The organism is Actinoalloteichus sp. AHMU CJ021 (genome assembly GCF_002895405.1).
Lineage (GTDB): Bacteria > Actinomycetota > Actinomycetes > Mycobacteriales > Pseudonocardiaceae > Actinoalloteichus_B > Actinoalloteichus_B caeruleus.
In genome coordinates this window covers 2,458,651-2,473,024 of sequence record NZ_CP025990.1, presented here as the reverse complement: position 1 = coordinate 2,473,024, position 14,374 = coordinate 2,458,651, and the positions used below count along the sequence as shown (strand labels likewise).

Genomic DNA, 14,374 nt, shown 5'->3' with positions numbered 1-14,374 from the left:
CGTGGCCGGGCCTGACGTGGTCCACCCGCCGGCGACGGCACCTTCGACGGCTGGTCCGCGAGTGCGCGGGGCCGCCGAGGCGGGCCTGGGCCGGCGGACGTCGCCGGGGGGCCGCGCGATGTCGACGGTCGTGCCAGTCTCTCGATCAGGGGGTCCTCGGGTGGCGCGGCGGGCGGCACCGGGCAGGATCGCCGGGGGCTCGCGGGTGGGAGGAGGCGTGGCGGATGGGCACCGTCGTCGTCGCGAAGGAGTTCAGGGTCGGGCTGCGGGCGGTGAGGGAGCGGCTCGACCGGGTGCCTCCCGTCGAGGCCCGTCGTCGTGGCGCCTGGCGGGGGCCGCAACGGTTGCGACGTGCCGTCCGCGACCTCGTCCACCGGCTTGGGACAGGTGAGGACACCCCCGAGGGGGAGGCGGTGGTCGTGCGCGCGGGTTCGGTGTCCTGGGTCGCGGCCCTGCCGGAGGAGCACCGGGCGGTCGTGGTCTCCCTCGGGGACACGGAGCGCCGACTCCACGTGTTGGTCGCGCTCCGGTCGAGGGAGGCGGCCCTGCGGTGCGCCACCGGTGTTCGGGCCCGCCCCAACCCCGTCAACGGAGTGTTCGAGGTGCTGCGGGACGCCTTCGTGGGGGAGGGCGACAACGGCCGGCCGGACTCGTCCGGGGGCGACGGGGAGGGTGCCGGGGGGCCGCTGTCGCGTCGGCCGCTCAGCGAGCTCACGGACCTGGGGCTGCCGCGGTGGTTGGCGGCCAGCGCGGTGCGCGCGGGTGGTCCAGGTCAGCTCGTCGAGCTGCTGACCGACGCCCCGGAGTGGCAGCGGTACGTCGTCCTGGACCTGGCGGCCGGCGACAGCGCGGCGACCGTGCGTCGGACCTACGGGCTCGACCCGGTGTCCGAGGGAGCCGAGCGGGTCGACCTGGTCGCCGCCGTCGAACACCCGGCGGCCGCGATGGAGTTCGCCGTCGTCGACTCGCCGACGACGGTGGACGGGCTGCTGGAGGCCACGTCGACCGACTGGTGGTTCTACCCGCACCCGGTGCAGCGCTGGATCGCGTTCCGGGAGTGGGGCCCGGGCCCGGTACGGGTCCTGGGTGGGCCGGGAACGGGGAAGACGACGGTCGCCTCGCACCGCGCGATCGTCCTGGCTCGCCGGCGACCGGATGCCAGGGTGCTGTTGGTCGTGCCCGACGAGCGACGGTCCGAGGCGATGCGTGCCAGGCTGGCGGGTCTGGTCGAGGCGTCCGTGTCGCGTCGCGTCGAGGTGCGCGACGTCGGGGAGCTGGCGAGACGGGTGCGGGCCGAAGCCTCGGACGGCGGTCCGTCCGGGGTGGGACGGGCGGAGGCGGAGGAGTGGCGAGCCGTCCTCCAACGGTCGGCGGAGCTGTCCGCGCGGGAGCGGGCCGTGCTCACCCCCGCCTTCCTCACGGCCGAGTACCGGGAGGTGCTCGGCGGGCGTGGGCTGGCCGGTCTCGACGGCTACCTCGCGGCGGACCGGGGCGACCGGGCCGTCGAGTTGGATCCGGCCGAGCGGGCGACGGTCTGGCGGCTCGCCCGTCGCTTCGAGGACCACCTCCGGGACCGGGGAGCGATGACCAGCTCGGTCCTCGCCCGTACGGCCGCCGACCTGGCCGAGCGGGCGGCGCGGGAGACCGGAGCACCGAGGGTCACCCGCTACCACCACTTGGTGGTGGATGACGCCCAGGACCTCGACCCGACCCACTGGCGGTTGTTGCGCGCCCTCGTTCCCGTCGGGCCGGACGACGTCCTGCTCTGCGTGGACACCTCGCAGCGGACGACCACCACCGAGCAGGAACTCGGTGGTCCCGAGGTGGGGGAGTCGGTTGAGCTGGTCCACGAGCGACGAGCCACCCTCGAACTGGTCCGGACCCGCTCCGATCTCTTCGGCGACCTCGTCGACGTGGGCGGTGGGAGCGGGCTCCGATCGGGGCGCGCTGGTCCGGCCGCGTCCTTCCTCGCCTTCGACACGGCCGAGAAGGAGCGGCGGGGAGTCGTGGAGCTCGTCCGGGCCTGGCGGGTCCGGCACGGTGCGGACGGGGGCACCGCCGTGCTAGCCACCACCGCCCACGAGGCGGATGTGCTCGCCCGGCGGTTGGCCTCGGCGGGCCTCGGTGGCGTACGGCTCGGCGGGGTCGTCGCGGAGGGGGCGGTGTCGGTGTGGGTGGGCACGCTGGTCGATGCGGTCGGCTGCGCGTTCCGACGGGTCGTCGTGGTGGGAGCGGACGCGGAACGGCTACCGGCACGGAACCTCTCGGAGGCGGGGGCGGCCGGGTTCGCCAGGCTGCTGGAGCGGCGCGAACGACGTCTCCTCCACCTCGCCTGCGCCCGCGCGTCGGACCAGCTCGTGATCACCTGGACGGGCGAGCCGTCCCGGTTCCTGGCCCGGCCGCAGGTGGCGGGCTGAGGAACGCCCGCGCGGTGCGGACCCCGAGCCCGGTCAGAGCGCGCCGCCGGCGGCCTCGGGCGCGGTCGGGTCGGAACCACCGTCCCCGACGGTCTCCCTGGCGAGGAAGTTCTCCACCTCGAACAGGTTGCCCTGAGCGCGGCGCACCACGTTGAGCAACGTGGACATCTGCGCCACCTCCTCGACCTGCTCCTTGAGGAACCACTGCATGAACTGCTCGCCGAGGTAGTCGTCCTCCGCCCTGGCGGCCTTCGCCAGCGCGATGATCTCCTCGGTCACCTCCCGTTCCTGTTCGAGGGCCAGGGCGATGAGTTCCTCCACCTCACCGAATTCGTTGCGCACCTCGTCGACACCGGGAATGGCGGGGTCGAGGTCGTTGTCGAGGAGGTAGCGGACGATCATCATCGCGTGATTCCGCTCTTCCAGGGCCTGCTGGTAGAAGTGCTTGGCCAGCTGGGGAAGGTCGTGGGAGTCGAACCAGACCGCCACTGCCACGTACTGCTGCGAGGCGGTGAACTCGTTGCGAACCTGGGCTCGCAACAGGGAGTGGAAGGTCGACTCGACATGCTGGATCTTCTTCGCGGAGACGGACATGAATTCATCGTAGTGGGTCGTTGAGAGTGTGACGACTTGTGGCGACGTGTCTCACGAATTCTTTCGCGCCCACAGGTGAGGCTTCCTTTCCTTTGTGTTGCCTCATATTTCTGAGGTTCGCTTAACCAAACCACGTATTCCTGACCTGTCCCGGCGCGGCCCGCTCGTCTGGGTGAGAAGTTGGTGACCTCCGGTAATCCTCGCAGTTCAGGGGTGGTTCTCCCCTGTGGATGAGCGTTCGTGCCCGAGGCGGTGCCGCTGCCATGATCGCGGCGTCGTCAGGCCGGCCTCGGTCGCGGTCGAGCCCGAGCGCCGCATCCACCCAACACCGGGACAAGGAGTCGGAAGATGGAACGAACTCGCCCATTGGCGGTGGTATCCCTCGGGATGCTGCTCGTGTCCGCGCTGTTCGCGGTCTCCGCGAACGCGTCCTCGGCGCCCGGTTTCGGGGACTGGGTCGCGGCCGAGCCCGGGGTGAACGGTCCTGTCGCGTTCACCGGGGTGGCGGGTATCGGTCACGGGCGGACGGTCGCGGTCGGGGTCGACGACCAGGGGCCGGTCGCGCTGCACGAACGGGACGGCGTGTGGACCGCGCTGCGCCTGCCCGGGCTCGCCGAACCAGCCGCGGTCGCCGGCCCGGCACCCGACCAGGTCTGGGCGGTGGGCGGCGGGCTGGTGTGGCGGTTCGACGGCGTTCGGTGGACCACCGAGGCCGTTCCGGCGTCGGGTGACGCCGGGCGGGCGGAGCTGGTCGACGTCGCCGTGGCGTCCTCGGGTGAGGTGTGGGTGGTGGGGACGACCCGGCCGCCGGGTGGGGGCGAACGGCCCCTGCTGCTACACCGGACGGCCACGGAGGGCCGGTGGCACGTCCAGGAGCCCCCCGTGGCCGGGCGGGCCCGGCTCACCGCCGCGCACGCGAGGAACGCATCGGACGTGTGGGTGGTCGGGGAACGCCCCGACCTGGACGCTCCGTTGATCCTGCGGTGGGACGGCCGCTCCTGGGCGGAACACGCGGGGCCGGCGGGTGAGGACGGATCGGTCGTGCTCCTCGACGTCGTCGGGGTCAGCGACCGCGAGGCGTGGGCGGTGGGCCGTGCCCTGGCGCACGACGGCGACGCCGAACCCCGCCCGTTCCTGGCCGAATGGGACGGGCGGCACTGGTCGATCCCGGACACGCCCATCGCCGACGCCGATCTGCGAGCCGTGACCGTCTACCGGAGCGAGCCGGTGGCGGTGGGCCGCACCGCGGAGGGTGGTCCCTACCTGCTCCGGCGCAGCGACCGCCACTGGCAGCCGTGGCGGGTGACGGGTCTGGACGGCCTGGCCCTGGTCGACGTCGACGCCGCGCACGGATCGGTCCTGTGGACGGTGGGGACACCCACGGGCCAGGGCCTCGGGTCCGGGCTGGGCGGCTACCTCGGTTCCACGAGCCGGTAGGCCGGGCGCGGCAGGTGGTCGGGACGGCACCGGCCTCCCGCCCGGGCGGGGTAGCGGGCGGGAAGGGGCGTCCGTGGGCGCGGTCGCGCCGCCTCCCGTCCCGCTCACCCGGTCGCGGGGCGAACGGCCCACCGCGGACCCCCACCCGGCACCGGGGCATGCCTTTTCGGCCGGTGCCGGTGCGGTCGATGTCTCAGACCTGGTCGCGGACGAGCGGGCAGGACATGCAGCGCGGGCCGCCTCGGCCAGACCCGAGTTCGGAGCCGGAGATCCGCAGCACCTCGATGCCCTGGGCCTCCAGCCTGGCGTTGGTCTCCACGTTGCGCTCGTAGGCCACCACCACGCCCGGTGCCAGCGCGAGCGTGTTGTTCCCGTCGTCCCACTGCTCCCGCTCCGCCGTCACCGGGTCGAGGCCGGTCTCGATGACGCGGAGGCGTTCGATCCCCATCGACTCGGCGGCGGCGGTCAGGAAGGGGGTCGGCCCGCCGATCCGGAGCGTCCCGTCCGGGCGCGCGGTGATGGGGAAGGCGGTGAGGCTGTCCTGGACCGCCGGGTAGAGCACGACGGCGTCGGTGTCGACCATCGTGCACAGCGTGTCCAGGTGCATCCAGGCTCGACGTTGCTCGATCGGTACCGCGAGGACGGTGTGCGCGAGGCCGTCCGCCAGCACCGACCGAGCCAGGGACTCCGCGCCGGCCGGAGTGGTGCGTTCGCCGACGCCGATGGCCAACACCCCGGGGGCGAGCAGCAGCACGTCCCCGCCCTCCACCGGCGCCGAGTGCGCCCCGTAGGCGCGCCTGGCGCGGGTGAAGCGGGGGTGGAACGCGTAGATGAGGTCGGTCAGGGACGTCTCCCGGCGGCGGGCCGGCATGGTGAGCGAGGTGATGCCGACCCGGTCCCCGATCCACACCGAGGAGTCCCTGGTGAACAGCAGGTTCGGCAGCGGGTCCACCGCGAAGTCGTGGGGGTGGCGCATCTTCCTGACCAGGGAGCCGCCCTCCGCCGCCGGCAGTTCCTCGAAGGTCATCCCCGCCGTGAGCACGGAGGCCAACGTCGTGACGTCCGCCTCGCTGAGGTACGAGCGCAGCACGTCGGCCAGGTCCAGGCCCAGGCGGTGCTCGTCGACGGCGGCCACCACACCGGCCGCCCGAGCCCTGGGGTCGGCCAGGGCCTGGGACAGCAGGTCGGTGAGCAGGAGCACCTCGGCGCCCCGAGCCCGCAGGGTCTCGGCGAAGGCGTCGTGTTCCTCCTGCGCCCGGTCGACCCAGGGGATGCCGTCGAAGAGCAGCCGGTCGTTGTTGCGGGGGGTGAGGCGTTTCAGTTCTTCACCCGGCCGGTGGAGGAGGACCGAACGTAGCCTTCCCACCTCGGTGTGCACCGATCCGGCCGGCTCTGGTGCCTGTTGGTCGAGGGTCGCGGTCGCCGTCGCTTCCGATTCCACGCGTTCCAGCCTAGTGAAGGAGCGGAAGGAAAGCCGGCTCTGACGGGGATCTGTGGGTAATTACGATCGTAATCAGCGGTTCCTCTGGTTGTTCGTTAAACCTGACGCCTAACCAAGGGTGTCATCGTTGCGCGTATGGGTTACCCCACTACTGGTCGCACCGGGCAGCGGAGGGTAGCGGGGGGCCACCGTCCCCCGGGTGCCCAGCGGAGTGAGGACTACGCCGAACCACCCCGCGAGGTCCGTCCGGTAAGTCCTACGCTCTCCGATGTGAAAATCCATGAGCGGACCATCCTGAACGGCAGGGTGGTGATCGTGACCGGTGCTGGCAGGGGCATCGGCCGCGCCGAAGCACTGGAGTGCGGGAGACAGGGCGCCGCCGTCGTCGTCTCCGACCTGGACGAGGCGGTGGCCACCGAGGTCGTCGACCAGATCAGGTCCGAGGGCGGGCGCGCGGTCGCCAGCGTCGGGGACGTCTCGGACACGATGGTCGCCGACGCCCTCGTCACTCGCGCCGTCGCCGAGTTCGGCCAGCTGGACGCGCTGGTCAACAACGCCGGTTTCGTCTCGGACCGCACCGTCGCGAAGATGTCGGACGACGAGTGGGACTCGGTGCTGCGCGTGCACCTGCGCGGCCACTTCACCTGCACGCGGGCCGCCTGCCGCTACTGGAAGGAGTCCGAGCGGACGGGGCGCCTGGTGCACACCACCTCCGCCTCCGGCATCCTCGGGAACTTCGGCCAGAGCAACTACGGCACCGCGAAGGCGGGCATCGCGGCGTTCTCCACCATCGTCGCGATGGAGATGGCCCGCTACCAGGTGACGTCCAACGCCATCGCCCCCTCCGCGATCACCCGGCTCACCGAGGACCTGCTGCCCGACGAGGAGATGCGGGAACACGAGCGCGCGGCGGAGGAGCACGGCTTCGACTTCTTCGCGCCGGAGAACATCGCGCCCCTGGTCGCGTACCTGTGCTCGGCGGACTCCGGTCACATCAGCGGCAAGGTGTTCGGGGTGCAGGGTGACAGCATCGAGCTGTACCAGCCGTTCACCTCCGTCGCGGAGATCACTGCCGGCAACAGGCGGTGGCGCCCGTCGGAGCTGGACGGACGCATCGACGACCTCTTCAGCGACGCTTGCGTGCAGGCCGGTCCGGAGAACATGATGGCCAGGATGCGGTACGGCATCCTCAGCACCTGACGCCGGCGGCTTCCCCGGAGGATGGCTCGGCCCCGAACGAGCCGTCCGTCCGGTCTGGCGGGGACCGGCGCCCCGCACCTCCTCGTCCCGCCCCCCACGACCCGCTGGTCGAACGGCGGACGCCCGCCCCGCGACCCTCGCGCGGGTGGGGAGTGCTCCGACCGCCCGGCCCGGGTTCGAGGAACGGGGACGCTGGCCCCGGACCCGATCGCCCATCGATGGCCCCGACCCCGAGCCGCGTGGCGGTGGTCCTCCCGGTGTGCCATGCCGGGGCCGCCGTGTTCCGCGCGGAGCTGTCCCCGCCCGTTCTCGGCGGTCTGCCGCCGCTGGTGGGGCTCGCCGAGGTCATCCGGGCGTGGACGGCGCGGCACCGCCCGGACCCCCGGACCGTCCCGGCCGAGGTGGTCGAACGGGTGCCGCCAGCGCGCGCCGATCCCCTCCCCCGGGTCAGTCGCGGGGATGGTCCTCCCCGCGTTGGCGGAGGCGGCCGGTCCGGCCTGGTTCGGGCCCCTCCGGTCCGGGCGGACCCCGACGACGTGCGAGATGGGCGGCTGGGGGCGCGCCGACGGAGCGTGAACGCGCCCACCTGGCGGCCGCGCGGGCCGGACAAGGAGGTGAGAGGTCGCGCTGGCCTGGTCCGCCGGTACGTCGACGTGGCAGGACGCCGCTGGTGTCGCTCGTGGCGGTCGACGAGGGGCAGGTCGACGGGCGGCAGGAAGCCGCTGCTCTGGGCTACCACCGGACGTCGCACACGGCTTTGGTCAGAAGTGAGCGCCCCGGCCGAGCCCACGCCTCACAGCGGAGGCATCGCCGGGCATCCGAGCAGTCGTCCCTCGACGAGGTGGCATCGGGGCGGTGGGGCCACCTCCGGAGCGCGGGGGCGCCCGGGGGACCTCCGCGTCGCCCGGGTCCCGACGACGCGCGGCGCGGGTCAGGGCAGCCAGGACAGGTGTGGTCCGAGCAGCGCGTACCCCACGAAGGCGACGACGTCGATGAGCGCGTGCCCCACCACCAGGGCCCACAACCGGTTGGTGCGCTGCCAGTACCTGGCGTAGACGAGCCCCATCACGATGTTGCCGAGGAAACCGCCGAACCCCTGGTACAGGTGGTAGGTGCCTCGGAGGACGGCGGAGAACCAGAGTGACGCGTTCTCCGACCAGCCGAGCTGCCGCAGCCTGGTGATCAGGTACCCGACGACCAGGATCTCCTCGGCCCAGGAGTTGCCGACGGCGGAGAGCACCAGGGTCACCGAGCGCCACCACGCCTCGTCCAGCGTGCTGGGCAGCACGGTCAGGTTGATGCCGATCGCCCTGGTGACGAGGTAGAAGGCGAGACCGGGAACGCCGATGATGGCGGCGAGCCCGGCTCCCCTGGCGAAGTCACGCCCGACCTGGGCCCGGTCCAGGCCGATCCGGCGCAGCGCGACACCCGCGCGCCACAGCAGGTAGACGCCGAGCGCGCCCCAGGACAGCAGTTGAAGCACGCTCGTGAGCTGCCGGGCCAGGTCGAGCAACCCGATGGTGGCCTGCGGGACGTTGATGGCGACGGACTGCTCCGAGAGCGGTGCGGGCCGCAGCAGGGAGTCCAGCAGGGACAGCAGGCTGCGCAGCCCGGACAGTCCGAGTGTCGCGGTGAAGACGATGAGGAGTTCGATGACGACCGCTCGTCGCTGACCCGGATCGGAGATCACCTCGGGGTCTGCTGGGCGGGCCGGGCGGAACCAAGACCGCGGCGTGGAGGGCACGTCCGCACCGTACAGCGGCCGAGGCGCGGCGGAAGGCGCCTCCGGGCACTCGGGACCCGGGCCGCGACCGGCCGACGGGCCGAGTGCGCGCACCTCCTCGTCGCGGAGGGCGCCGACCGGGTGGTGGCGGGCACGGACGTGCCGAACCGGCCGATGGCGGCGGCTTTCGACCGGGCTGGTTACCCGGTCGGGCAGCACCGCCTCGACCTGGCCCGAGGTGGGGTCGTGGCTGTCCGCGTGGGCGGGCGGACAGGACGGGTGCCCACCGGAACCGATGCCGGCGTGGCCGCTGGCTCACGGCCCGGTGGTCACCGCTCGCACGAACGGGCAGCCCACGAGCCGGCGCAGCTCCAGCGAGAGCTCGCGCACCTCGGTGACCGGGCGGGAGAAGGCCAACCGGACGTCGTGGTCCCCGGTCACGGACTCCACCCTCAGCCGCAGACCGAACCGGTCGATGCCCAACGGCCGCACCCGACCGCCCCGCAGGTGGTCGGGAACGTGGCGGCCCAGCATGCCGACCACGTCCCGGTGCGCGTTCTCCAGGTGACGCAGCCAGTGCGGCTCCTGCCGGCAGAACGGGTCCGGAGTGGCGCCCGCGAACTCCTCCGGGCCCACGGGGCAGGTGCCCTCCGCGTCGGCGAGGACCATCGACGCGGGTGTGAGCCGGAGGAGGGACATGCCATGGCCGATGTCCAACAGCCGGGCGTCCGGGCGGCGCTCGGCGATCCACAGACCCGTGTCACGGGCCTCGCCCGGATCCAGCGCCGTGAGCAGGCCGGTGAACCACAACAGCCCCCGCACCGGCTCCCTGAGCGGTACCGGAGCCGGGTCGGCCAGTTCCAGCACCGCGGCCGAGACCCCCTCGTCCCCGCCGCGCAGCCCGGTCACCACCGGGTGCTCGTCCGGCAGCATGAGGGTGACCACCCCGTCCGGTGCGGTGTGGTGCAGGATCGGCTCGACCCGGGCCGCGCTGGTCTCGTCCGGCATCAGGGCCGCCCGGCCTCCGCGCTCGGCGATGCTCCTCGCGCGTTCGGCCGAGCCGGGGCCGGTCACGCGATGGTCGGGCGTCGTCACCACCAACTCACCTCCAAGAGTTAGGTGAGCCTAACCTGTTTTCCGCGTTCGGGGTAGTCGTGCCCGGCGGCCGACGGGTCGGCGTTCCGCTCACCCCGTCGCGCGGGACTCCGGGCCCCGGCGGGCCCAGGACCAGGCGTAGCGGTCGTCCTCGCAGGCGAGGGCCGCCTCCCCCAGCTCCAGCGGTCGGAAGGTGTCCACCATGACGGCGGTCTCGTCGAACCGTTCGGCGCCCAGGGAGGCCTCCACGGCGCCGGGCTGAGGGCCGTGCGTGCACCCGGCCGGGTGCAGGGACAGCGAACCCAGCCCGATCCCCGAGCCCTTCCTGGCCTCGTAGTCGCCCCCCACGTAGAACATCAGCTCGTCCGAGTCGACATTGGCGTGGTTGTAGGGCACGGGCACCGCGAGCGGGTGGTAGTCGACCTTGCGGGGCACGAACGAGCACACCACGAAGTTCGGGCCCTCGAAGGTCTGGTGCACCGGCGGCGGCTGGTGGACACGGCCGGTGATCGGCTCGAAGTCGGCGATGTTCAGCGCCCACGGGTACAGGCAGCCGTCCCACCCCACCACGTCGAACGGGTGGTGGGCGTAGGTGAGGACGGAGAGGCCGGCGCGGTGCCGGACCAGGACGTCGACGTCCTCGCCCTCGACCAGCAACGGCGCGGTGGGGGCGCGCAGGTCCCGTTCGCAGTAGGGGGAGTGTTCGAGGAACTGGCCCCGCGCCGACAGGTACCGGCGCGGCGGTCCGATGTGGCCGGTCGCCTCCAGGACGAGGAGCCGCAACACACCCCTGGGGAGGACGCGGTAGGTGCAGGAGGTCGGCAGCACGACGTAGTCGCCCGGGCCGACCTCCAGCGCCCCGTACACGGTCTCTACCGTCGCGGAGCCCGACCGCACGTACAGCAGCTCGTCGCCGACGGCGTTGCGGTACAGCCCGCTGTCGGCGTCCGCCTCCACGTACGAGATGGACACGTCGGGGTTCGCGAACAGCTGCCGCCGGCCCGTGACGGCGTCCACGGGGCCCGCCGGCCAGCTCAGCGCCGGGGTGCGGAAATGCCGGGGTTTCAGGGGGAGGTTGGGCGTGGTGGACCGGTCGTGGGCCTCGGCGGAGGAGGCGCGGCCGGCCCAGTCCGGCTCCCGCGAGTCGATGATCGCCGTGGGGAGTTCCCGGTGGTAGAGCAGGGCGGAGTCCGAGGAGAACCCCTCCACCCCCATCAGCTCCTCCGCGTACAGGCTCCCGTCCGGTGAGCGGAACTGGGTGTGCCGTTTGGGGGGTAACTCACCAACACTGCGGTAGTGGGGCATGCTGGCTCCCGGTGTTCGTTATGCGGACACCTTTGTTCATTGTTCGTTCCGGCACTAGCGTGTCAGCCGTGTCAAGCGCCGTTGAACTTCATGCTCCCGGTCCGCGGGGGATCCCTCCCCTGCTCGCGCGGTTGGTCGACGACGCCGCGCTCTTCCCGCCCGCCAACACCGGAATGGCCGAGGCGGTTCGCGGCCATCTGGAGGGACGGGCTGGTAACGCGGCCGGCGTCATGGGGCTGTTCCTCTGCCCCTCGTCGCGGCTGCCGGAACTCATCACCGAACTGATCAAGGCGAAGCCGCTGCGCCCGGTGGCGTTGTCGCTGGTCATCGACACCGGATTGGGGGGAGTGCCCAAGGCCGTATCCATCGTGGAGTCCCGCACCGAACTGCTGTCGCTGAACATGGTGGAGATGCCCGCGCCGTCCGAGGTGGACGACGTGTGGCTCGAACGCGTGTCCGAGTTCGTGCCGGAGGACGTCATCCGCGTCATCGAACCGCGCCGCGGCGGCGCCGGCTGGCTGGACAGCGTGCGGCGGGTCGCCGAGCACGGCTCGTGGGCCAAGCTGCGGTGCGGCGGCCTCACCCCCGAGGCGTTCCCCTCCGTCGACCAGGTGGCCGACTTCCTGTCGGTGGCCAGCAGCACCGGCATCCCCTTCAAGGCGACGGCGGGGATGCACCACGCGGTGCGCTACATGGACGAGGAGACCAACTTCCCCCACCACGGGTTCCTGAACCTGCTGGTCGCCTGCGCCAGGGCGCTGTCAGGTCGGGATGTCCGGGAGGCGTTGGCGAGCGACGACGCCACCGCGCTCGCCGAGGAGGCCAAGGAGCTCTCCGACGAGGCGGCCCGCGCCGTGCGGGGCGTGTTCGCCTCCTACGGCTCCTGCTCGTTGAGCGAGCCGCTCGACGATCTCCGTGAACTCGGCCTGCTGTGACCAGGTGACGCCGCACCGACGCGCGGGGGTCGCGTCGGTGTGCCCGCCATACCGGACGCCGGCCGCGCCCGGTCAATTCGGTGGTGTACGACCACCTCCCTGCGGAAGGGTGATCGTGTGAGCTGGATCGACGACCCCGCGTTCAGCGCGGCCGACCCGTTCGGACCGCAGACCCTGCCCTACGGGGTGGGGCGGGTGCGCGCGGAGACCGCGACGGGTGCGCTCGTGCGGGTGGGCGACCACGCGCTGCCGTTGCGCCCACTGGCGACCCACCTCGGACCACGGCTGTCCGGACCACTGGCCGCCGACTCGCTGGACCCGCTGTTGGCGGCCGGGCGCCCGGCGTGGGCGGAACTGCGGGAGAGGCTGCGCGAGGTCGTCGACCGCGGTTCAGCGCCGCCCGGCGCCGACCTCGTGCCGTTGGCGGAGGTCCGGCCGGTGCTGCCGTTCGCGGTCGCCGACTACGTCGACTTCTACTCCTCGCGGCACCACGCGGAGAACGTCGGTCGGATCTTCCGCCCGGACTCCGACCCGCTGCTCCCGAACTGGACGCACCTGCCGGTCGGGTACCACGGGCGGGCCGGCACGGTCGTCGCCAGCGGAACCCCCGTGCGCCGGCCGAGAGGGCAACGGAGACCGCAGGGCTCCACGGGCCCGGTGTTCGGACCGAGCGAGCGGCTGGACATCGAGGCCGAGGTGGGTTTCGTCTGCGGCGGACCGGTCCGGGGCGAGGTGGGCACCGCCGAGCTGGCCGACCACGTCCTGGGGGTCGCACTGGTCAACGACTGGTCGGCCCGGGACATCCAGGCGTGGGAGTACCAGCCGTTGGGCCCCTTCCTGGGCAAGTCGTTCGCCACCTCCCTCGCCCACTGGATCACCCCGCTGGCCGCGTTGGAGGCGGCGCGGGTGCCCACACCCCCGGCGCCGAACCCCCTGCTGGACTACCTGTCGGAGGACGAGCCCTGGGGCTTGGACCTGAGGCTCGAGGTCCGCTGGAACGGCACCGTGGTGAGCCGACCACCGTTCGCCGAGATGGCCTGGTCGCCGGCGCAGCAGCTGGCGCACCTCACGGTGAACGGGGCGACGGTCCGTCCCGGCGACCTCTTCGCCTCCGGGACGGTGTCCGGCCCGGACCGGGCGGAACGCGGTTCCTTCCTCGAACTGAGCTGGGGAGGCCGGGAACCGGTGACCCTCGACGACGGCACCACCCGTGCCTTCCTGCTCGACGGGGACACCGTCGAGATCACGGCCACCGCACCGGGACCGGACGGCTCGGTCGTCGGGCTGGCCGAGGTCACGGGCCGGGTACTGCCCGCCGACGTCGAGCCGACCGCCGTACGCGGTCCCGGACGCTGACATGTCCGTCCCCACCACCCGACAACCGGCGACCGCCCCGAGCCCGGTGACGACGCGCGGCCCGGTAGCCGAGGAACCGGTCGCCGAGGTCGAGCTCCCCGGGCTCCCGCGCGAACGCTCCCTCACCCTCGAACGGGGGTTGGCGTTGTTGCAGGCGGTCGCCGAGGCGCAGTCCGACGCCCCGACCATCAGCGAACTCGCGGCCGCCATCCGGGTCAGTCGAGCCGCCGTGTACCGGCTGCTGGGGCCGCTCCAGGCGCGGGGCCTGGTCCGTCGGGAGGGGTCAAGGGTTCGGCTCGGTCTCGGCCTGCTCACCCTGGCGGGCAACGTGCTGCCCCAGGTGCGGCTGGCCGCGCTGCCCGCGCTGCGGGAACTGGCCGAACGGACCGGAGCGACCGCGCACATCACGGTGGCCGACGGCGAGGAGGCCCAGGTCGTGGCGGTCGTCGAACCCACCTGGACCGTCTTCCACGTCTCCTACCGGGTGGGCTACCGGCACCCGGCACGGCAGGGCGCGGCCGGGCGGGCCATCGACCTGTCCGCCGACCGGCACTGGGTGTTCTCCAGCGGGGAGATCCAGGAGGGCGCCTACGGCGTCGCCGCCCCGGTGCGCGGGGTGACCGGACTCCGGGCGAGCGTCGGGGTGGTGGCGATGCGCCCGGTGGACGAGGCCACGGTGGGCCCGCTCACCGTCACCGCCGCCGAGGCGGTCTCGGCCGCGTTGACCTGAGCGAGGCGGTACCCGGCCGGCGGAACGGGAACCGGTGGCCGTGCGCGCTGCCCGAACCGGCACGGGTAACGGATGCCCGAGCGTCGGGATCAGGGCCCGGCCTGGCCGCAGCAGGGGCCCAGCCGACCGACCCGGGCGTTC

The 14,374-nt window shown here is 72.8% G+C and carries 11 protein-coding genes; 6 read left to right on the top strand and 5 right to left on the bottom strand.

The genetic code is table 11. From position 1 onward, the window contains the following. Positions 1-224: 224 nt before the first annotated feature. The gene (locus C1701_RS10420; RefSeq protein ID WP_103055861.1) at positions 225-2,417 is read left to right on the top strand and encodes an AAA family ATPase; all 2,193 of its coding nucleotides are present in this window, start codon (positions 225-227) and stop codon (positions 2,415-2,417) included. A 33-nt stretch (positions 2,418-2,450) separates the two neighbouring features. On the opposite strand, the gene C1701_RS10415 is transcribed toward C1701_RS10420, so the two are convergent. Continuing rightward, a complete protein-coding gene (locus tag C1701_RS10415) occupies positions 2,451-3,011 on the bottom strand; it encodes a ferritin (RefSeq protein WP_026417764.1) in 561 nt (186 codons plus the stop codon). Between the two features lie 348 nt (positions 3,012-3,359). Between C1701_RS10415 and C1701_RS10410 the strand changes: the two genes are divergently transcribed. Further along, positions 3,360-4,448: a hypothetical protein gene (locus tag C1701_RS10410; protein WP_155886040.1), complete on the top strand. Its 1,089-nt coding sequence runs from the start codon at positions 3,360-3,362 to the stop codon at positions 4,446-4,448. 193 nt (positions 4,449-4,641) lie between these two features. Here C1701_RS10410 and arcA read toward each other — a convergent pair whose 3' ends face one another. Further along, complete coding sequence (arcA, locus tag C1701_RS10405) at positions 4,642-5,826, bottom strand: arginine deiminase (RefSeq protein WP_103057016.1); 1,185 nt, start codon at positions 5,824-5,826, stop codon at positions 4,642-4,644. Between the two features lie 333 nt (positions 5,827-6,159). Here arcA and C1701_RS10400 point away from each other — a divergent pair, with 333 nt between their 5' ends. Further along, entirely contained in the window at positions 6,160-7,089 is a 930-nt protein-coding gene (locus C1701_RS10400; protein ID WP_026417761.1) for an SDR family NAD(P)-dependent oxidoreductase, read from the top strand. 931 nt (positions 7,090-8,020) lie between these two features. On the opposite strand, the gene C1701_RS10395 is transcribed toward C1701_RS10400, so the two are convergent. The 3 genes from C1701_RS10395 to C1701_RS10380 form a co-directional block, all read right to left on the bottom strand. Beyond that, entirely contained in the window at positions 8,021-8,779 is a 759-nt protein-coding gene (locus C1701_RS10395; protein WP_026417760.1) for a CPBP family intramembrane glutamic endopeptidase, read from the bottom strand. 348 nt (positions 8,780-9,127) lie between these two features. Then, positions 9,128-9,910, bottom strand: coding sequence for a DUF2470 domain-containing protein (locus C1701_RS10385; protein ID WP_051313527.1), 783 nt, complete (start codon positions 9,908-9,910; stop codon positions 9,128-9,130). Positions 9,911-9,997: 87 nt separating this feature from the next. Next, positions 9,998-11,212 carry a homogentisate 1,2-dioxygenase gene (locus C1701_RS10380; protein WP_026417758.1) on the bottom strand — a complete coding sequence of 405 codons (1,215 nt, stop codon included), beginning with the start codon at positions 11,210-11,212 and terminating at the stop codon, positions 9,998-10,000. A 68-nt stretch (positions 11,213-11,280) separates the two neighbouring features. Here C1701_RS10380 and C1701_RS10375 point away from each other — a divergent pair, with 68 nt between their 5' ends. The 3 genes from C1701_RS10375 (at position 11,281) to C1701_RS10365 (ending at position 14,233) form a co-directional block, all read left to right on the top strand. Further along, positions 11,281-12,147 (top strand): hypothetical protein, encoded by an 867-nt coding sequence (locus C1701_RS10375; RefSeq protein ID WP_026417757.1) that lies wholly within the window; start codon positions 11,281-11,283, stop codon positions 12,145-12,147. 117 nt (positions 12,148-12,264) lie between these two features. Next, positions 12,265-13,503: a fumarylacetoacetase gene (gene fahA / locus C1701_RS10370; protein WP_103055860.1), complete on the top strand. Its 1,239-nt coding sequence runs from the start codon at positions 12,265-12,267 to the stop codon at positions 13,501-13,503. Between the two features lies 1 nt (position 13,504). Further along, positions 13,505-14,233, top strand: a complete 729-nt coding sequence (locus C1701_RS10365; protein WP_337662217.1) for an IclR family transcriptional regulator — start codon at positions 13,505-13,507, stop codon at positions 14,231-14,233. The last annotated feature ends 141 nt before the right edge of the window (positions 14,234-14,374 follow it).

Coding starts and splice junctions, on each gene's coding strand:
- C1701_RS10420 (WP_103055861.1), top strand. CDS start 225: ATGGGCACCGTCGTCGTCGCGAAGGAGTTCAGGGTCGGGCTGCGGGCG.
- C1701_RS10415 (WP_026417764.1), bottom strand. CDS start 3,011: ATGTCCGTCTCCGCGAAGAAGATCCAGCATGTCGAGTCGACCTTCCAC.
- C1701_RS10410 (WP_155886040.1), top strand. CDS start 3,360: ATGGAACGAACTCGCCCATTGGCGGTGGTATCCCTCGGGATGCTGCTC.
- C1701_RS10380 (WP_026417758.1), bottom strand. CDS start 11,212: ATGCCCCACTACCGCAGTGTTGGTGAGTTACCCCCCAAACGGCACACC.
- C1701_RS10365 (WP_337662217.1), top strand. CDS start 13,505: ATGTCCGTCCCCACCACCCGACAACCGGCGACCGCCCCGAGCCCGGTG.